Origin of the sequence: Bradyrhizobium sp. B025, from assembly GCF_042257955.1 — a bacterium.
GTDB lineage: Bacteria > Pseudomonadota > Alphaproteobacteria > Rhizobiales > Xanthobacteraceae > Bradyrhizobium > Bradyrhizobium diazoefficiens.
In genome coordinates this window covers 6,037,504-6,055,835 of sequence record NZ_CP170150.1, presented here as the reverse complement: position 1 = coordinate 6,055,835, position 18,332 = coordinate 6,037,504, and the positions used below count along the sequence as shown (strand labels likewise).

Annotated in this window: 22 protein-coding genes; 8 read left to right on the top strand and 14 right to left on the bottom strand. The window is 64.4% G+C overall.

Annotated elements, in window-relative coordinates; translation table 11 throughout:
- Positions 1-21: 21 nt before the first annotated feature.
- Positions 22-1,830 (bottom strand): lanthanide-dependent methanol dehydrogenase XoxF5, encoded by a 1,809-nt coding sequence (xoxF5, locus tag ACE10W_RS28455; protein WP_011088953.1) that lies wholly within the window; start codon positions 1,828-1,830, stop codon positions 22-24.
- Positions 1,831-2,345: 515 nt separating this feature from the next.
- Here xoxF5 and ACE10W_RS28450 point away from each other — a divergent pair.
- Positions 2,346-3,314, top strand: coding sequence for a helix-turn-helix domain-containing protein (locus tag ACE10W_RS28450; RefSeq protein WP_028174358.1), 969 nt, complete (start codon positions 2,346-2,348; stop codon positions 3,312-3,314).
- A 38-nt stretch (positions 3,315-3,352) separates the two neighbouring features.
- Here the strand turns inward: ACE10W_RS28450 and ACE10W_RS28445 are convergent, their stop codons facing one another.
- From ACE10W_RS28445 to ACE10W_RS28420, 6 genes are all read right to left on the bottom strand, one after another.
- Positions 3,353-3,778 carry a hypothetical protein gene (locus tag ACE10W_RS28445; RefSeq protein WP_271552163.1) on the bottom strand — a complete coding sequence of 142 codons (426 nt, stop codon included), beginning with the start codon at positions 3,776-3,778 and terminating at the stop codon, positions 3,353-3,355.
- Positions 3,779-3,919: 141 nt separating this feature from the next.
- Complete coding sequence (locus ACE10W_RS28440) at positions 3,920-4,933, bottom strand: tripartite tricarboxylate transporter substrate binding protein (protein WP_271552126.1); 1,014 nt, start codon at positions 4,931-4,933, stop codon at positions 3,920-3,922.
- 34 nt (positions 4,934-4,967) lie between these two features.
- A complete protein-coding gene (locus ACE10W_RS28435) occupies positions 4,968-5,123 on the bottom strand; it encodes a hypothetical protein (RefSeq protein ID WP_162603449.1) in 156 nt (51 codons plus the stop codon).
- Positions 5,124-5,303: 180 nt separating this feature from the next.
- Entirely contained in the window at positions 5,304-6,227 is a 924-nt protein-coding gene (locus tag ACE10W_RS28430; RefSeq protein ID WP_097532461.1) for an ABC transporter substrate-binding protein, read from the bottom strand.
- Complete coding sequence (locus tag ACE10W_RS28425) at positions 6,224-6,580, bottom strand: cytochrome c (protein WP_028174362.1); 357 nt, start codon at positions 6,578-6,580, stop codon at positions 6,224-6,226. Before ACE10W_RS28425 ends, ACE10W_RS28430 begins: the two co-directional genes overlap by 4 nt.
- A gap of 10 nt (positions 6,581-6,590) precedes the next feature.
- Positions 6,591-8,255 (bottom strand): methanol/ethanol family PQQ-dependent dehydrogenase, encoded by a 1,665-nt coding sequence (locus tag ACE10W_RS28420; protein WP_375762215.1) that lies wholly within the window; start codon positions 8,253-8,255, stop codon positions 6,591-6,593.
- A 341-nt stretch (positions 8,256-8,596) separates the two neighbouring features.
- Here ACE10W_RS28420 and ACE10W_RS28415 point away from each other — a divergent pair, with 341 nt between their 5' ends.
- The 4 genes from ACE10W_RS28415 (at position 8,597) to ACE10W_RS28400 (ending at position 10,642) form a co-directional block, all read left to right on the top strand.
- Positions 8,597-8,989, top strand: a complete 393-nt coding sequence (locus ACE10W_RS28415; protein ID WP_271552127.1) for an EF-hand domain-containing protein — start codon at positions 8,597-8,599, stop codon at positions 8,987-8,989.
- Between the two features lie 171 nt (positions 8,990-9,160).
- Positions 9,161-9,241, top strand: coding sequence for a pyrroloquinoline quinone precursor peptide PqqA (gene pqqA, locus ACE10W_RS28410; protein ID WP_008562446.1), 81 nt, complete (start codon positions 9,161-9,163; stop codon positions 9,239-9,241).
- A gap of 25 nt (positions 9,242-9,266) precedes the next feature.
- On the top strand, positions 9,267-10,172 hold the full coding sequence (locus tag ACE10W_RS28405) for a hypothetical protein (protein ID WP_038966738.1): 906 nt from the start codon (positions 9,267-9,269) through the stop codon (positions 10,170-10,172).
- 260 nt (positions 10,173-10,432) lie between these two features.
- Positions 10,433-10,642, top strand: coding sequence for a hypothetical protein (locus ACE10W_RS28400; RefSeq protein WP_011088944.1), 210 nt, complete (start codon positions 10,433-10,435; stop codon positions 10,640-10,642).
- A gap of 10 nt (positions 10,643-10,652) precedes the next feature.
- On the opposite strand, the gene ACE10W_RS28395 is transcribed toward ACE10W_RS28400, so the two are convergent.
- From ACE10W_RS28395 to ACE10W_RS28375, 5 genes are read right to left on the bottom strand one after another with little or no spacing between them, the layout of a single operon-like run.
- Complete coding sequence (locus tag ACE10W_RS28395) at positions 10,653-11,000, bottom strand: hypothetical protein (protein ID WP_182872250.1); 348 nt, start codon at positions 10,998-11,000, stop codon at positions 10,653-10,655.
- A 26-nt stretch (positions 11,001-11,026) separates the two neighbouring features.
- Complete coding sequence (locus ACE10W_RS28390; RefSeq protein ID WP_271552128.1) at positions 11,027-11,824, bottom strand: pentapeptide repeat-containing protein; 798 nt, start codon at positions 11,822-11,824, stop codon at positions 11,027-11,029.
- Positions 11,825-11,870: 46 nt separating this feature from the next.
- Positions 11,871-12,611 (bottom strand): ABC transporter ATP-binding protein, encoded by a 741-nt coding sequence (locus ACE10W_RS28385; RefSeq protein ID WP_162603703.1) that lies wholly within the window; start codon positions 12,609-12,611, stop codon positions 11,871-11,873.
- Positions 12,601-13,338, bottom strand: a complete 738-nt coding sequence (locus ACE10W_RS28380; protein ID WP_011088940.1) for an ABC transporter permease — start codon at positions 13,336-13,338, stop codon at positions 12,601-12,603. Before ACE10W_RS28380 ends, ACE10W_RS28385 begins: the two co-directional genes overlap by 11 nt.
- Position 13,339: 1 nt before the next feature.
- Positions 13,340-14,320: an ABC transporter substrate-binding protein gene (locus ACE10W_RS28375; RefSeq protein ID WP_271552129.1), complete on the bottom strand. Its 981-nt coding sequence runs from the start codon at positions 14,318-14,320 to the stop codon at positions 13,340-13,342.
- Positions 14,321-14,407: 87 nt separating this feature from the next.
- Between ACE10W_RS28375 and ACE10W_RS28370 the strand changes: the two genes are divergently transcribed.
- Entirely contained in the window at positions 14,408-14,767 is a 360-nt protein-coding gene (locus ACE10W_RS28370) for a hypothetical protein (RefSeq protein WP_038966733.1), read from the top strand.
- A 120-nt stretch (positions 14,768-14,887) separates the two neighbouring features.
- Here the strand turns inward: ACE10W_RS28370 and ACE10W_RS28365 are convergent, their stop codons facing one another.
- Both ACE10W_RS28365 and ACE10W_RS28360 read right to left on the bottom strand, forming a co-directional pair.
- Complete coding sequence (locus ACE10W_RS28365; protein ID WP_375762214.1) at positions 14,888-15,706, bottom strand: quinoprotein dehydrogenase-associated SoxYZ-like carrier; 819 nt, start codon at positions 15,704-15,706, stop codon at positions 14,888-14,890.
- Between the two features lie 70 nt (positions 15,707-15,776).
- Positions 15,777-16,703 (bottom strand): quinoprotein relay system zinc metallohydrolase 2, encoded by a 927-nt coding sequence (locus ACE10W_RS28360; protein WP_271552164.1) that lies wholly within the window; start codon positions 16,701-16,703, stop codon positions 15,777-15,779.
- Positions 16,704-16,832: 129 nt separating this feature from the next.
- Between ACE10W_RS28360 and ACE10W_RS28355 the strand changes: the two genes are divergently transcribed.
- Both ACE10W_RS28355 and ACE10W_RS28350 read left to right on the top strand, forming a co-directional pair.
- Positions 16,833-17,714, top strand: a complete 882-nt coding sequence (locus tag ACE10W_RS28355) for a substrate-binding domain-containing protein (RefSeq protein WP_038966732.1) — start codon at positions 16,833-16,835, stop codon at positions 17,712-17,714.
- Positions 17,711-18,268 carry a PQQ-dependent catabolism-associated CXXCW motif protein gene (locus ACE10W_RS28350; RefSeq protein WP_028174375.1) on the top strand — a complete coding sequence of 186 codons (558 nt, stop codon included), beginning with the start codon at positions 17,711-17,713 and terminating at the stop codon, positions 18,266-18,268. The genes ACE10W_RS28355 and ACE10W_RS28350 overlap by 4 nt, the downstream gene beginning before the upstream one ends.
- The last annotated feature ends 64 nt before the right edge of the window (positions 18,269-18,332 follow it).

Sequence of the window (18,332 nt, the reverse complement as noted above, 5' to 3'; positions counted from 1 at the left end):
CGGAGCGACACGAAGGTGGGGCTAGTTCGCCGGCAGCGAGAACACGGTCAGCGTACCGCCGAGTGCCGTGTAGTTGCTGAGGGCCGCGTAGCCACCGACTGCGCCGAGACCGGCGGTCGGATCGGTCAGGCCTGCGGCGAGACCGATGCCGGCCCATCCGCCGACGCCCGAGAGCACTGCGACGTACTGCTTGCCGCCGTTCTCATAGGTCGTGACGTTGCCGATGATGCCGGACGGAGTCTTGAACTTGTAGAGCTCCTTGCCCGACTTGGCGTCGACCGCCTTCAGGTAGCCTTCGAGCGTGCCGTAGAACACCACGCCGCCGGCGGTTGCGAGCGCACCCGACCAGACCGAGAACTGCTCCTTGTTCGACCAGACGATCTTGCCGGTCTTGCCGTCCCAGGCGATGAAGTTGCCCATGTGGCTTTCACCCTGCGGCGGATACATCGAGAGCGTCGCACCCACATAGGGCTGGCCCGCGGTGTAGCTCACCTTGAACGGCTCGTAGTCCATGCAGACGTGGTTGGTCGGAACGTAGAACAGCTGCGTGTCCGGCGAGTAGGCTGCCGGCTGCTCGTCCTTGGTGCCGAGCGCGGCCGGGCAGATGCCCTTCACGTTGTGGTCCTCGCCCGCCTTGTCGGTCGAAGCTGCGTCGAGCACCTTCGGACGGCCATAGGTCGGCGAGTTCTTGTCCATGTCGACGCCGGAGGTCCAGTTCACCTTCGGATCGTACTTTTCGGCAACCAGCAGTTCGCCGCTTTCACGGTCCATGGTGTAGCCAAGGCCGTTGCGGTCGAAATGCGTCAGGAGCTTGCGCGCCTGGCCATTGATCTGCTGATCCGAGAGGATCATCTCGTTGACGCCGTCATAGTCCCACTCGTCGTGGGGCGTCATCTGGTAGACCCATTTGGCCATGCCGGTGTCCGCGTCGCGTGCGAAGATGGTCATCGACCACTTGTTGTCGCCCGGACGCTGCTTCGGATTCCAGGTCGAAGGATTGCCCGACCCGTAATAGACGAGGTTCAGAGCGGGATCGTAGGACATCCAGCCCCAGGTGCAGCCGCCGCCGATCTTCCATTGGTCGCCCTGCCAGGTCTTCAGCGAGGAGTCGGCGCCGACGGGCTTGCCGAGCGACGTCGTCTTGGCCGGATCGACTTTGATCTGGTCGTCCGGACCTTCGGAGAAGGCGCGCCAGACCTGCTTGCCGCTCTTGAGATCGTAAGCGGTGACGTGGCACTGCACGCCGAATTCGCCGCCGGAGATGCCGACCAGGACCTTGTCCTTGACGACCAGCGCCGCCGAGGTGCCGGTCTGGCCCTTGCTCGGATCGCCGTTCGTCGCCGACCAGGCCACCTGGCCCGTCTTGGCGTCGAGCGCGACGAGGTTGGTGTCGGCCTGATGCAGGATGATCTTGCCGTCGCCATAGGACAGGCCGCGGTTGACCGTATCGCAGCACATCACCGGGATGACGTTCGGGTCCTGCTTCGGCTCGTACTTCCAGACGATCTTGTTCTCGTTGGAAAGGTCAATAGCGTAGACCTTGTTCGGGAACGGCGTATGGACGTACATCATGTTGCCAATGATCAGCGGGCCACCTTCATGGCCGCGCAGCACGCCGGTCGAGAAGGTCCAGGCGACCTGGAGCTTGCCCACGTTTTGTGCGTTGATCTGGTTCAGCTTGGAATAGCGGGTATTGGCATAGTCGCCCGCCGGCATCACCCAGTCCTTCGGGTTCTGCGACATCTTGATCAGCTCGTCATTGGCTGAAGCGCTGCCGACGGCGAGAGCCGCCGCGGAGCCAAGATAGGTCGCCAGTAGCACCTTGCGCATAGTTATTCCTCCGTTGGTATCGTTTATTGTTTCCGAAGCGTTGCTCAATCACCGGGCTTCTCGTCCGGCGTCTGCTCGTGCAGGGCGGTCACGATTGGGACCAGAAACGATGGTGCGGTGTTTCCTCCTCCTGATGAGAGCCACGGGTCCACGTGCAGGAGCGGCCCGTTCTTGTTGTTCCTGCCGCAATCCCTAACGACTTCGTCATCGGGAAACTTGCCCAAGAGGGAAGCCGGTTTGCTTGACAGCGCACGGACGCGAAGATTTTGATTTTGCAGTAGCGAATTCAGCGGCTTCCGCGTCGCTTCGGGACCGCGCTCTGCGCTCAGGTTCCCCTTGACGGCGCTGCAACTAAGGCGGAGGATTAACCTTCAAGGGTGGCAATGAAACGATGGCGCTCGTTGCAGAAGACCGCTCAAATTCGAGGTAAACGTCACGCAATCTCGGCTGAGGGCTCCGGAAGCGCTGGTCGCGATTCGCGTCGAAATTTCCGAATCAAACCAGTGGCTGGATTAATGTCCGACACCATTCACACGCTCTCGACGACGGGAATGACGCCGAAGCGCCAGATCCAGAGCTGGATCGACGGGCTGACCAGTCTGTGTGGGCATTTCGACGTCGATCCGCTGGAGGCGTCCTCGCTCGAGGGCCGCATCGACTACACCACCGTCTCGCGCCTGAAGCTGTGTCAGATCGAGGTCAGCCAGCATCGCATCGCGCACACGCTGGCGCGCGCCAAGGCCAACGAACACCCGTACATAAAAATCCACTTCCAGACCTACGGCGTGTCCTATTTCGAGCAGGAAGGCCGTCACATCGAAATCAATCCCGGCGACATCATCGCCTATGACGTATCCTGCCCGCATTCGATCATCAGCCCCGCCTTCACGCGTCACGACGTGGTGATCGTGCCGAAGGCACTGCTGCGCGACCGCGGCTTCCCGTCGCAGCGGATGCCGGCCTGCAAATTGTCGGCGAAGACGGGCACGGGGCGGATCGCCCACGATTTCGTCCACGCGACATTCGACGAGGCGGCCAAGCTGTCGGCGAATAGCGCGGTCGGCGTCGCCGATTCGCTGATCGACCTTTTGCTGCTGCCGCTGCGCGAAGCCGACACGATGTTCGATCGGGTCGGGCCCGAGGCGATGTATGTGCGCGCGCAGTTCTTCATCCGCGAGCACCTGCGCGATCCGGATCTGTGCATCGACCAGATCTCCGCCGAGCTCGGCTGCTCCAAGCGCTATCTGCACATGCTGTTCTCCGAGCGCGGCACCACGGTGAGCGATTACATCTGGCAGGCGCGGCTTCAGAACTGCCGTCAGGAGCTCGAGGCCCACGCCGGCAAGACCATCACCGACGTGGCATTCTCCTGGGGCTTTTCCAGCTCATCGCATTTCAGCCGCGTATTCCGGAAATATTTCGGCGTGGTGCCGTCCTCGATCCACAAGGGGCAGCAGAGCGCCGCGGCCGCGAACGAGCATTAGGCGCACGCCGGGGAGCTCCCGGCGAGCGGCCAATGCGCTCATGCCGTCGTCGCAATGTAGGGAATGCTGGCCAGCAGAGCGGCAAGCAGGACCGCGTTGCACAGCATCCCGCTCCAGTGCAGCCGGCGTAGCCGCCGCGGAGCCTCGGTGTCGCCCGCATCACTCGCGCTGAGCTGGTCGTCCATCCGCTGCATGAACCAGCGGCGCCCGCCAATCGCCACAGCTGCAAGCAGGCCGACCGCCGCGGCGAAGAGCGGCCGTCCGGCGAGGAGGAAAGCCGCCGTCCCGATGATTCCGGCAACGCCCATGACCAGGAAATGGGCATTGAACATTCCACGCAGCAGCAGGGCGACGGGCCGGATGTCGAGCTTCACCAGCAGGAAGGCGGGCGAGGCCAGCGTGAAATAGCCCATCGGAAAGAGCAGGATGATCATGGCGGCTATGGCGATGGCATCTGGCGTCATGCGATCGGCCTTTCTCGTTCGGACCCCGAGGTTCTCCGGCACCACCTATGATAGTGGGGGCCGTCGCCGACATCGACCTAGGCTTTGGTCGGATGCCGTGCCGCACCGCGGAAGCGTGTCCGATGCGCCATGCCCAAAGGTTCAAGCCGGCTCGAGGCCCAACGACCGCGCGCTCTCGATCCAGATCGGCAGCTCGCGCTGATACAGCGCATTGGTCTCCTTGAAGCCGATCGCGGGTTCGAGCACGAAGGTCGCGAGCACCTCCTTCACCTTCGGATCGCTGTTGGCGGCGACGCAGAGCTCGGCCAGCCGGTCGACCACCGGCTGCGGCGTTGCCTTCGGCACCGCCCAGCCGGTGAACCCGCTGACGGTGAAGAATTTCGACGTGGCGCCCTGTTCGGGGAGGGTCTTGATGGCCGGAATCGCGTCGACCTTCTTCGAATGCACCGCGAACACGGTGCCGCGGTCGCTTTGCAGGACCGATTGCGCGGCCGTGTAACTGCCCATCGCGGCATCGAGCGTGCCTTCCAGCATTCCGGTCCACATCGGGGCTTCGCCGCGGTAATGGACCGGCTCGATGTTGAGGCCGTATTGCTTGTTAAGCTCGTTGATCGTCATGTGCGGGGACGAGCCCGCGCTGTAGGTGCCGAAGTTCACCTTGCCGCTCTTGCGCGCGAACGCGACGAAATCTTCCAGCGTCTTGACGCCGGTCTTGGGGTTCGCGACCAGCAAAAGGCCGGCGCCCGGAATGACGCTGACGAGCGTCAGGTCCTTGTCCATGTCGTAGCCGGGATTCTTCATCACCACCCGGTTCATGATGTAGGTGGTCGAGATCGAGCACAGGATGGTGTGGCCGTCGGGCTCCGCGCGGGCAACCTCGGCCGTGCCGATCGCGCCGGCGGCGCCGGGCTTGTTCTCGATCACGACGGTCTTGCCGACCTGCTTGGAGATGAATTCGCCGTAGGCGCGCGCGAGCAGGTCGGTCTGTCCGCCGGCCGGGTAGCTGCAAATCATGCGAACCTGCCGCGACGGCCAGGTGCCTTGAGATGTGCCTTGCGATGTGCCCTGCGCCGAGGCGCTGCGCGCGAGGAAGGGCATCGCGAGTGCGGTGGTGCCGGCGGCGACGAAGTGGCGGCGATCGAGTTTTGCGGACATGATTCTCTCCCGGATTTTTACCGAAGCTACTGCATCACGCCGTCTCTGCCATGGTCGGCAGGCGAGACAGATTGGCGCATTGGAAGGTATGGCGCTGCTTGTTCGGACCGACGATCAGCGCGCGCAGCAGCTCGCCGGTCTTGATTTCCCGGGAGAGGGTGGCGCGCAGGTCTGTGGCGGAGGCGCTCACGACTTCACCAAATGGCCGAATGAACCGCCGCACTATACGAAGTGAGACGCTGCCAGCCACATCCGCCGTCATTCCGGGAGCGCGCGAAGCGCGCAGGCCCGGAATCCATTGGGGCCGCATGCTCTGCGGAGAAATGGATTCCGGGTTCGCCCTGCGGGCGCCCCGGAATGACGAACAGAATCACCGCTGAATGATCTTCATCCAGACATCGCCGAGGATCACGGGCTCCCGCGGCGGCAAATAGGTGAGGCCGGCCTGCCTGCCGAATTCGGCGATCTTGCCTTCAGCTGCGAGCTCGGTCAGTGCCTTGTTGACGGCGTCGATCAGGGCAGGGTCACTGGCAAGCCCGACATAACCACGATTGGCGCCGATCGGATAATAGTAGCCGGACGCGGTGATCGCCGTATCCGGATGCGCGGCGCGGTGGGCATCGAAGCGGCCGAGGTCGATCAGTGTCGCATCATAGTCGCCGCTGGCGAGCGCGCCGAGGAGATCGTCGCGGCCGGGAACGAGATGCGTGATGCCGTCGATCAGGCGTCCCTTGTCGAAGGTCATCAGGATCGCATCGCCGAGCGAGCCGCTCTCGATGGCGAGGCGGAGCCCGGCAAGATCGCCGATGTCGGCGATCTTGCGCCCCTTCGCCTTCGGCCCGAGCACCACCGTCATCGGCGAGTAGACGTAAGGCTGGCTCGGGGTGAGCTCGCCGAGCGCGACGCGGCGCCGCCGGTCCTCGCGCGTGGCACCGGTGAAATCCGGCAGGCGCGCCGTCTTCATGCCGGGCTTGACGAGGGAATCCGTCGTCAGCGCATAGCCGCCGACGAGCGAGCAGCGTCCGTCGGAGAGCAGCGCGTTGGCCTCGAGCTGCGGGCTGGAATCCTCATCCAGCCTGCTCTCGAACCACTGGATCTTCAGCGGTCGTCCGATCCGCTCCGCGATCGCCTGCGCCAGCAGCACATCGAAGCCGGAATCCGCCTTGCCCTTGTGATGCACCGAGAGCGGCGGCCGGTCCTCGTCGAGACAGACGCTCAACGGGCCATCGGCCGCATGCGCAGCGTTGGCCGCGAGGACCGCGGCGAGGCTCCAGGCGGCGAGCCAGCGCTTCATGGCTTCCTCCGGCTCGAGATGAAGACCCAGAGCTCCCCGATCTGGTCCTCGCTGAGGATGTCGCCCCAGGGCGGCATCTTGTTGTTCTTGCCGTTCTTCACGGTGGTGACGAAGCGCGTTTTGTCGTCGGGGAAGGCGCGGAGGTCCGGCGTGATGGTGCCGGAGTTCATCAGATTGGGGCCGTGGCAGTGCGAGCATTTCTCGGCATAGGTCGACTTGCCATGGTCGATCTGCGCCTGCACGGGATTGCCGGTTGCGTCATCCGCGGCACGAGCGGTCGCCGCAAGCGCGACCGTCAGCACCGCGACGGCGGCGATCTTCGCCGCCGTCTTGTAAGCCACTTCTCTCAGCATCTTGCCGGGGCTATTGCTTGACCGCAAAGACCCACAGCGAGCCGCCGGGCGGCACCTTGGCGAGCCGCTCGTCGCCGGAGAACAGCGAGTAGACGCCGCCGTAGCCGCTGGTGACGGCGATGTGCTGCACGCCATCCTGCTGCCACGTCACCGGTTGTCCCTCGATGCCGGAGCCGGTCTGGAACTGCCAGAGCTTCTTGCCGGTGTCGGCATCGAAGGCCTCGAACTCGCCGGTCAGGGCGCCCGTGAACACGACGCCGCCCGCGGTCGACAGCACGCCAGAGAAGCGCGGGATGTCGGCGGGCGCCTCCCACTTCGCCTTGCCGGTCATCGGATCAATCGCCTTCAGATGGCCGCGCGCGCCGTCCCCGAATTCCCAGGGATCGGTGAGGTCCATGCCGAGATACCATTCGCCCTGCTTGAAGGTGACCGGTTCGGCCTTGTACTTGCCGCCGAAGGCGAGCGTGTTGGCGTAGGCCAATCCGGTTTGCGGATTGAACGACATCGGCTCCCAGTTCTTGCCGCCGAGGATCGACGGATAGACCGTCACCTTCTTGCCCTCGCGTGCGTCCTTTGAAACGTCGGTCTCGATCGGCCGGCCCGTCTTCATGTCGACGCCGGTCGCCCAGTTCACCTTCACGTAGGGATTGGCCGCGAGCAGCTTTCCGTTGGTGCGGTCGAGCACGTAGAAGAAGCCGTTGCGGTTGGCATCCATCAGCACTTTGGTCGGCTTGCCCTCGACGTTCATGTCGGCGAGGACCATCTCGGCCACGCTGTCATAGTCGAACGGATTGTTCGGCGAGAACTGGTAGTGCCACTTGATCTTGCCGGTCTTGGGATCCATCGCCAGCACGGAGCAGGTGTAGAGGTTGTCGCCGGGGCGCACCGCCGAGTTGAACGGGCCGGGATTGCCGATGCCCCAATAGACCGTGTTCAGCTCGGGATCGTAGGAGCCGGTGATCCAGGTCGAGCCGCCGCCGAGCTTCCAGGTGTCGCCCTTCCAGGTGTCGCCACCGGGCTCGTCGGGAGAGGGGATCGAATGGGTGCGCCAGAGATGCTTGCCCGTCGCCGGATCCCAGCCGTCGATGAAGCCGCGGGTGCCGAACTCGGCGCCGGAGATGCCGGTGATGACGACGCCGTCGGCGACCAGCGGGGCCACCGTCATCGAATAGCCTTCCTTGATGTCGGCCGCCTTCTGCCGCCAAAGCTCCTTGCCGTCCTTGGCGTCGAGCGCGATCACGTTGGCGTCGAGGGTGGTACGGAACACCTTGCCGTCGTAGAGCGCGGCGCCGCGGTTGATGATGCCGCAGCAGACGATGCGCGGCGTCTCGGCGGGATACTCGATCTTGGATTTCCAGATCTGCTTGCCGGTCTTGGCGTCGACCGCCATGGTCGCGTTGTGCGAGGTCACGTAGATCACGCCCTGGTACACCAGCGGCTGCGATTCCTCGCTGCGATCGTCATTGAAGGAGTAGTTCCAGACCGGGACGAGGTTTTTCACCGTGTCCTTGTTGATCTGGTTCAGGGTCGAGAAGCGCTGGAGATTGTAGCCCATCCCGTAGTTGAGAACGTTCGATGTATCGGTCGCACCCTTGACCAGTTGCTCGGTGGTCTGGGCGTTTGCATACGTTGATGCAAGCATGACGAGGCTCGCGGCCATCGCAAAGCGTTTCATCCGTTCCTCCAAATATGCGCGCCTTTTGACGCTGCGACAGCAACACTCCGCCCGAATGCAAAACGCGTCAATACGAAAGTCGTAAGCGTCATGCCGATATGTTGGACGCAGATGTCAGTTACCTTACGGAAACCTGACGACCGACTCTCACTTGTGCGCAGGCGCTGAAAAAATTCCACGGCATGAGGAAATGCCAGCGCGGGGCCGCCGCGCGCGGGCCGACCGGTTCCGCGAGTTGTGCGGCGCGATACTTGCAATTCCAGACTTGAACCGGGCCTCGCTTGTGGACTTATGTCGTTTCGATCCGGCTCGAATCGGAGCTCTTGGTGAGGGAGGTTTTCATGATGTCACGCCGCTCTGTTGCGCTTGCGCTCACGGTTGCATTGCTGTCCGGTCCGGCCTGGTCGGCCTCCGGCAATGCCGTCAAGATGTTTGATACCGACAATGACGGCACGCTCGACCTTGCCGAGGTGAAGAAGGCGGCTACGGCGCTGTTCGCGAAGCTCGATCCCGACCACGACGGGACTCTGGACGCGCGCGAATTGCGCGGACGGCTGACCGCGAAAGAGCTCGCGGCCGCCGACCCCGACCACGACGGGACTCTCACGCTCGACGAATATCTTGCTGTGGTGGAGCAGCGCTTCAACGCGGCGAATCCCGACAAGGACGGAACGCTCGATGCGAAGGAGCTGAACTCGCGCGCCGGCCGCGCGCTGCTGCGCTTGTTGCGGTGAAAGCAGCCGCGCTTGACTGGGAGCGAAGACGGTTTGCCCGAGAGGGAAATTCGCAAGCGATATGCGACAGTTCGCTGTGTTTGCGCTCCGATTCCAGACTTGCGCTGTGCCTGACGCAGCCCTAGGTTTTGCCTCGCGCGATGTCGCGCTCAATACCTTGGGAGACCCCGGATGGCTTGGAAAGCTCCGAAGATCGTGGAAGTGCCGGTCGGCATGGAAATCAACATGTACGCCTGCGCTTCGCGCAAGTAAGACTGACGAACCTGCCGCGGCTTCGATGGCAAACGCCGTCGAAGCCGTGGTAGTGTTCGGGATGCGCGCGAGAGCTCAAACCTTCTGGATCATGGCTGCCTGCACATTCGCGCTTGCACCGACCTGCGTGCACGCCGAGGAGGGCTTTGATACCGAGCACATCTTCGGCTTCATGATCGGGACCGATGTCGGAAATCCCGGCGAGCGCGAATTCCAGAGCCAGACCACGGGGCGGTTCGGCAAGGGCGGCGGCACCTATCGCGCCCTCGCGCAGGAGGTCGAGATCGAGGTGGTGCCGCTCCCGAACTTCCGCATCGAGCTCGGCGCCACCGCCAGCCTGCACGACATCACCGGCGTCCCCGATATCGACGATCGCCGTCAATTCAATTTCCAGGGCGCCTCGCTCGACCTGCGCTATCGCCTGCTCGACCGCGAGCGCGCGCCGTTTGGCCTGACCGTTGCCGCCGAGCTCCACGGCGATCGCATCGACGAGACCAGCGGCGCCAAGGGGCGGATGTACGGCACCGAGTTCACGCTCGCCTTCGATCGCGAGCTGATCCCGAACTTTGCCATCGGCGCCCTCAACCTGATCTATCAGCCGGAATGGGCGCGCTTCGATGTGGCGGGGCTGTCGGAGAAAAGCTCTACGATCGGCGCGGCCTTCGCCGGCCTCGTGCGGGTGCGGCCCAACATGTTGCTCGGCGGCGAGCTGCGCTACTTCCGGCAATACGAGGGCATCGGCCTCGGCGAATTCTCGGGCCAGGCCCTGTTCGTCGGCCCGACCGCCTATTTCCAGCTCTCCGAGCGCTCGCGCCTCACCCTGAGCTGGAGCATGCAGGCCTGGGGCCGCCCGGCCGGATCGGGCGCCAATCTCGACCTCGTCAATTTCGAGCGCCATCAGGCGCGGCTGGTGTTCGGCGTTAATTTCTAATGCAGGGTCGTCATGCCCGAGCTTGTCCCGGGCATCCACGTTCTCTGTACCGCGGAGCAAGGCGTGGATGGCCGGGGATAAGCCCGGCCATGACGATGTGGAAGCGTCAAGGTCTCAAGTTCTAGCCTCGCATGTTAGGACCTCGCGCAGCAGAGAGATCGGCTGTTCCGGCCAACCCTCACGGCGGATTGAAACTTCCGGCTCCTCGGAACGTAGCCTTTCATGCTAAACCTTGATCGCCCTTGCGTGAGGATTCCGGCATGAACCCGATCGACCTGGTGGTGACTGTGTGTGCGGTGCTGTCGCCTGCGACCTGCGAGGAACAGCATCTGGTGTTCAACTATGCGGGGTCGCCGCGGCAATGCGCGATGGCGGCGCCACCCTATATCGCGCAATGGGTTGGCGACCATCCGAAGTGGCAGGCGGTACGGTGGCGCTGCGAATATCCGCACGCGAACGACAAGGCGTGACGCGGCCGTCCTATTTCGTGCAGTCCTTCAGATCCTTGTCGGCGATCGAGAACACCGCGTCGGCCTTGATCTCGATGTCGCGGACGACGCACTGCCGCGCGTTGGGATAGCTGACCTTGGCGTCGTAGCGGCCGGGTTCGACGCCGGTGATGCGCAGCCGCTCGTCGTGGTCCACCTCCTTGTCCTTGTCGTTCAGGCACTGGTTCGGTCCCCACTCGGTCTTGCCGGCGGGCGAGAGCTGGAAGCCGGAGATCGTCTCCGTCGTCAGGTTCCAGAGCCGGATGCCCTTGCCCTTGCTCTGGGCGGTGGTTTCGCCGGCAAACGTCAACAACGCGATCAAGGCCAGAAACCAACGCATCAACCGATCCTCCCAAAGGCGCGCCTTTATTCGCTGATCAGGCGCTCGCGGTTCTTTGCCTTGTCGAAATTCCGGGCGCGGTCAAGGCCGATCGGCGCGATCAGCTTCGCTGAGGTAAGATCAGCGCCCTCGAAATCGGCGTCAGTGACGGTAGCTCCGGTCAGGTCGGCGCCGCCGAGCTGAGCATTTTTGAGCGACGCACCGGTCAGGTCGGCTCCCTTGAGGGAGGCAAATTCAAGATCGACGCGCGACAGGTCGGCGTTGCGCGCGTTCAGCCGTTCCAGATTGGCGGATCGCAGCACGGCGCGCATGAGTCCCATCGACTGGTTGCGCATATCGGCGCCAAGATGCGCATCCGCAATCGAGGCGCCGACCAGGCTTGCGCCGGTGAGGTCGGCCGCGATGCGAGCACCGGTCAGGTCCGCGCCGTCTAGACGCGCGCGCGCCATTTGCGAGGCGAACAGGTTGGCGCCCTTCAGGCTCGCGCCCGCGAGATCGGCGTCCAGCAGCCACGCCTGATCGAGGATCGCATGATCCAGACGGGCACCGGCGAGTTTTGTCTTGTTGAGTCGTGCCGCACGGAAAATCACCGTGGAAAGGTCGAGACCCGAGAGATCGAGCCCCGACAACCGCTTGCCGGTGAAATCGGCCGGCGCCCCGGCGCTCGCTTTGCCCAGGATGGCCTCGACCTCCTGCCGGCTCATTTCCGCGGAGACCATCGCGGGTGACGTGAGGTCGACGTCACGCATCATGTCCTGCGCGCTCGCCATGGTCGCGACGAGAGCGAGGCCAAGCGTCATGAGGGCGACCATTCGCTTCATCATCAGGCTCCGCTACCGGCCCTGTTTACCACGCGCGTTGCGTGGCTGGCTATGAGGCATCACGCCCGGCGCGTTCGCCGCCATGTTCGCCCTGGATCCTCGCCACGAGGTCCGCCTTGATCGTGGCGATCTCTGCGTCGCCGCGTGCCCCACGCGGGATGCTGATGGGCACCTCCGCCAGAATGCGCGCCGGCTGCGGCGACAGGAAGAACAGGCGGTCGCCGAGGCGGACCGCATCGTCGAGGCTGTGGGTGACGAGCAGCGTCATCACGGGGCGGCTTGCGACCAGCGTCGCGATCTCGTCGCGCAGGCGGCCCGCGAGCGCGTCGTCGAGCGAGGCGAGGGGCTCGTCGAGCACGAGCAGATCGGGCTCGACTGCGAAGGCGCGAGCCAGAGCGACGCGCCGGGCAAGACCCAGCGACAATTCGCCGGGAAAGTGGCTGCGATGCGCTTCCAGCTCCAGGATCCTGAACAGCTCCGACAGCTTCGCCTCGGAGATGTCTGGAGCCGCAAGCCGCACATTCTGTTCGACCGAGCGCCACGGCAGCAGCCGCGGCTCCTGGAACACCATCCCGATCCGCGCTTCCGGCGGTCGCGCGACGGTCCCGTGGAAATCGCGGTCGAGCCCGAGGATGATGCGCAGCATCGTGCTCTTGCCACAGCCGGAGGGACCGATCAGCACGCCGACCTCGCCGGATTGAACCGCGAACTTGACCGGGGCCAGCACCTCGTGCGTTTCGCCCGCGGCACTCCTGAACGTCTTGCCTGTGATATCGACTTCAAGCCGCACGGGGCCGCCACCTTGTTGCACGGGCCTCGAACGGCTGCACCAGCACGGTCTCGATCACGAGCACGACGGCGGCGAATGTCAGGGAGTAGGCGAGTAGCCGCGGCGTGTCGAACAGCTGGAACGCGACGCCGATCTCGAAGCCGACGCCGTTCGGCCGTCCCAGGAGTTCGGCGACCAGCACGATCTTCCACACCAGCGACAATCCGGAGCGCGCCGAGGCCGCGATATAAGGCGCAAGCTGCGGCAGCACGACATGGCGGAAGGCACGCCAGCGCGGCATCGCGAACACGCTCGCCATCTCGTCCAGCGAACGGTCGAGCGCGCGCGTGCCCTCGCGCAAGGTGACGATGGCGGTCGGCAGCTTGTTGATGGCGATCGCGGCGATCGCCGCCGCCTCGGTCAGGCCGGCCCAGATATACGCGAGCACGATCACGACCAGCGCAGGCAGGTTGAGCAGCAGGATCAGCCAGGGATCGCCGAGCCGGTCGGCGAGCTTCACCCGCCCCATCAGGTAGCCGATGGCGCTGCCGAGCGACATCGCCAGCACGAAGGCGAGCGCGACGCGCGCCAGCGTGGCGCCGAGATGCAGGAACAGCGCGCCGCTCGACGCTTCCGCGATGATGACGGTGAGCACGGCAGGCGGGGAGGGCAGCTTTGCGCCGCCGACGAACAGCGCTGCAAGCCACCAGGTCGCGAGGAATAGGGAAAACGAGAGCAGACGCAGCACCTCAGTCTCCGGGGACTGCATGATAGAAGGTGCCGGGGTCGAGTTCGGCCGCCGGCCCGACCAGGTCGCGGCCGCCGGTCTCGGCCAACACGCGATAGAGCACGCGCGCATCGGCCTCCTCGTCGGCGATGCTCCGGCGCGGAATGCCGTCGCGATAACGGTCACGGTAGGTCTTGAGCATGACGGCATCGCTCGTGCCGGTGAGCGGCGCGATCTTCTCCCAGGCGGCGTCGGAGGTGACCAGCAGCTGCTTGGCCTTGCGGGTCATCGCAATGAAACGCGCCACCGCATCGCGGTGGCTTGCGGCCCAGCCCTCGTCGAAGACATAACCGACCGCGGAGACCGCGCCCTTGGCCCCCAACTTCGGCAGGATGTCCTCGATGCCGGCGAGGCGGCGAAAGCCCTTGGCCTCGAGCTGGGCGCAGAAATTCCAGAAATTGAGGCTGGCATCCATTTCGCCGTCAAGCGCCTTGGCGGCGATCAAGGGCGGCGCGCCATAGACGATGGTCGCGTCGGACTTCAGGTCGATGCCGTCCTGCTTCATCCGCGCCTGCAGCAGCAGCCAGCTCTTGTCGATCGCGCCACCACCGACGGCGAGCTTGCGGCCCTTGAGGTCGGCGAGCGTCTTGATCGGCGAGGCCGCGGGCACCATTACGGCGCCAAGTGCGCTGGAATAGGGGTAGAAGGTGAGCTTGGCGCCGAGGGCGCGCTCGCGCGACACCCATAGCCAGTCCGACAGGATGATGTCGGCGCTGCCCGCACGCAGCGCGATCTTGCCGGCTTCGGGGCTCGCAAGCTCGGTGACCACCAGCGACAGGTCGGCTTCCTTGTCGAGGCCGCCGGCCCGGATCGCGGCCAGCTCCCAGGAGAATGTTCCGGTCTTCTGCACCGCAAGGCGGATGGTATCCGCGGCGCGGACGCTTGCGACCTGTGTCAGCGCCAGCGTCACCGCGAGCGCCAATGTCCGACCAAGTGCTCTCATCACCTTGTGAGCCGTTTCCTCGAAGGGAGTGCTTTTCAGGACAATACGCATAGCATAGCTTTCATCGCAACCAGCGGGAGGACGCTCATGAATCTGGCGGGACAGCTACGACCGATTGTCGCCGCATTGGCGGTGCTGGCGGCGACCGTGTCCACGGCGTGCGCGCAGGAGGCCAACGACTATCCGACGGCGGCGCGCGCGGAATATGTCTATGGCTGCATGAAGGCCAATGGCGAGACACGGGCCGCGATCGAGCAATGTTCCTGCTCGATCGACGTTGTGGCGTCCATCGTCACCTATGAGCGCTATGTCACCGCCGAGACCGCGCTCAGCATGTCCCAGGTGCGCGGCAATCTCGGCGTCCAGTTTCGCACGTCGGAGCAGGCGAATTCGGCGGTGAATGATTTGAGGCGGGCGCAGGCGGAAGCCGAGGTGAGGTGTTTCTGATCTAACACCGTCATTCCGGGGCGATGCGAAGCATCGAACCCGGAATCTCGAGATTCTCAGGTGCGCAATCGCGCACCATAGTTCGGTCCCGCGGACCGCCCCGGAATGACGGCGAGACTATCAAGTCCCCGGCTTCTCCACATCCCACTTGTTCCGAAACACATGTCCATCCGTGTCCTTCGCTTCCGCGCGGAAACGCTTGGCGCCGTTGGAGACATAGGTGAAGCGCAGATTGGGATCTTCGGAGATCGAGATGCCGCCTTCCATTGACAGCACGGGGCTGTCGTCCTGCGTCAGCTTCAACTGGTTGATGAAGAAGGCGGGAATATAGAGCTGCGTGACCTGGTCCATTTGCAGGCCGGAATTGTTGGGATGGCCGATCATGATCTGCGCCTCGCGGACGCGGCTCGCCGGCGCGTCCTCGCGCGCGAATTGCCGGTAGCGCATCTGGCCGAGCCGGTTCTTGGCTTCCTCGACATTCTTTCCCGCCGGCGCGGAGCAGCCGCCGGAGGCCTTCACATAGGTCTTGGAAACATAGAGCTGGCCGTCGCTGAGCTCGGCCACCGCGTGGACGTCGGTGTAGTTGTTGACGCGCACGCGCGTGGAGATCTCGCTGACATTGGCATCCGGCCCGAGCTCGAATTTCGCCGCCATTGGCGCCGGATTGCGGTCGATGACCAGCGTGATCGAACGGATACGGCGGGCATCGCCCGGCGAGAGCTTGCTGCGCAGGGTCACCGGCACGATGGCCGCGTCCTCGGCGCGATACGGCATCTCGATGCCGATCACGTCGGCGCCGTCGTTCATCGGACGGTTGCTAAAGATGTCCTGCACCAGGCCCGGCCAGGGATCGTAGGTCTCCTCGGCCTGCGTCGGCGCGGCAAAGGCGACGCCGAGGAGGAGGGCGATCAGGGGCAGGCGGCGTATGCATCCCGTCATGGTCATGGTCCCGTGCGGACGAAGCAGTCAGGGTCCGCGAAGCTCATTCCTGCATAGCGTAGCGCGCCCGCTACTCCCATTCAATTTCCGAAAATGCTGCGGTTGCGTTGCGGGCATTGTAGTCCTCGAACAGCTGCCAGTGCGACCGTTCCGATTCAGCGGCCTTGTCCGCGGCGGTTCGGATCGGCGCGCCCTTCTTGTTGAGTGTGCGGACGTCGGACAGCATCGTCGTGAGATAACGTCGTTCATCGGCCAGCGCCGCAGGCCACTCGCTCACGGGGCCGTGACCGGGAATGACGCGAATTGCCGGAACCGCTTCAAGCTCCCTAAGCAGGGCAAGCCAGCCGCGAATGCTGCCGTCCATGACCGGAATGTGGCGGAGAAAGACGAGGTCGCCCGCGAACAGCGTCTTGGTCGTCTCGTCGAACACCGTCAGGTCATTGTCGCTGTGCGCGGCCGGCCAGGCCCGCAAGGTCAGGCGTCGCGATCCAAGATCGAGCGTCATCGTGTCCGAAACGAGTAGGGTGGGCGGTACGATCTTCACGGGATCGATCAGCCCGCCGCCCATGATGCGACGGAAATTGTCGAGATAGTAGGGACCGCGCGTCGCCAGTGCCTGCGGCAGCCTAGTGTGGCCGACGAAGCTGGTTCCTTCCGCAACGAAGGCTGCATTGCCGAAGACATGGTCGGGATGGCCGTGGGTGTTGATGACGTAGCGGATCGGCTTCTCAGTGCGGGCCCGCACGGCCGCCAACAGCGCCTCGCCCTCGTGCAAGCTGCCGCCGGTGTCGATCACGGCGACCGCGTCAGTGCCCACGATGAAGCCGACATTGGCGATGTCGCCCTTGTTCTCGCGCGTCATCAGGGCAATGGTCCCGGAGTGTACGAAGATTCCCGGCGCGACTTCGCTTACAGGCAATTCGGCTGCATCAGTGCGTGCTAGCGTCGCTATCCCGAGCAGGGTCAGGGCAGAGATCATTGAAGCGATGTGAGACACTTTTCCGCCCCAGTTCAAAGGGTTTGTTGCATTGCACTGCAACAAAGGGAAGCCAGCGCAAGGTTTGGCAAAACATGGCGCGTCATGCGTTGCATGGATAACATTCAAACAAAACGAGGAGGAAGCGCGATGACGGAGGCCGGACGACATCGTCGCGGGTTGTTCTTGCTGTGGGGCCTGGTTGCGTCCTGCGCGCTGGGCGGCGTTGCCATGGCGCAGACCAGCGAGACCGGAGACCTCTCGTTCGAGCTGGTCGACCCGAAGGTGCTGCGGGTCTGCGCCGATCCGCGCAATCTGCCGTTCTCCAACGAGAAGGGCGAGGGGTTCGAGAACAAGCTCGCCGAGCTGTTCGCCGACAAGCTCGGCAAGAAGCTCGACTACGTGTTCTTCCCGCAGGCGACAGGCTTCGTCCGGATGACGCTGGGCGCACATCGCTGCGACGTCATCATGGGTTTCCCGCAAGGCGACGACCTCGTGCAGGGCACCAATCCCTATTACCGCACGACCTATGCGCTGGTCGCAAAGGCCGGCAGCGGGCTCGAAGACGTCGACACGCTCGAAGATACCAGGCTCAAGGGCAAGCACGTCGGCATCGTCGCCGGCACGCCGCCGGCAACCAATATGGCGATCGCAGGCCTGATGGGCGACGCAAAGCCCTATCCGCTGATGATCGACACGCGCTTCGACAATTCCGCGCAGGCGATGATCGACGACCTCTCGGCCGGCAAGATCGACGCCGGCGTGCTGTGGGGACCGATGGCCGGCTTCTATGCCAAGAAAGCCGGCTCGCTCCATGTCACGCCGCTGGTGAAGGAAACCACCGGGCCGAAGCTGGTCTATCGCATCGGCATGGGCGTGCGTCCCGCCGACCAGAACTGGAAGCGGCAGCTCAACAAGCTGATCCAGGAGAACCAGGGCGAGATCAACAAGATCCTGCTCGACTTCGGCGTTCCCTTGCTGGACGAGAGCGACCGGCCGCTCGGCGCGGAGACGGCCAAGAAGGCGCCATGAGGCGGCGCGTTGCCGCTGCACTGGTCGCCGCCGTTCTGGCGGCACCGGCACTGGCGCAGCAGCCGGAGCCGTTCGAGCCCGAGGGCTACCGCACCGACAATTACCGTGCGCCGGTGCCGGCGACGCTCGCCGGCGCGCGCGTGCTCACCACAGCCGAAGCGGAGGCGATCTGGCGGGATAAGAGCGGCGCGTTCATCGACGTGATGCCGCGCGCGCCGAAGCCGAAAAATCTACCCCAAGGTACGGTCTGGCGCGATGCGCCGCGCAGAAACATTCCCGGCAGCCTGTGGCTGCCGGATACCGGCTACGGAAATTTGCCGCCAGCCATGGACGATTATTTGCAGCGCGGCCTCGCGCAAGCGTCGCGCGGCGACAAGGCCGCGCTGCTGGTGATCTATTGCCTGGCCGACTGCTGGATGTCCTGGAACGCCGCCAGGCGTGCATTGGCTTACGGCTATTCCAACATCGCCTGGTATCCTGATGGCACCGACGGCTGGGAGCGCGCGGCATTGCCGACCGACGAAGGGCAGCCGGAGCCGCGGCCGGATCAATAGTAACCGTCATGCCCGGGCATAGCCGTCCGAAGGACGGCGTCGCTTCGCTCGCCTATGTCCCGGG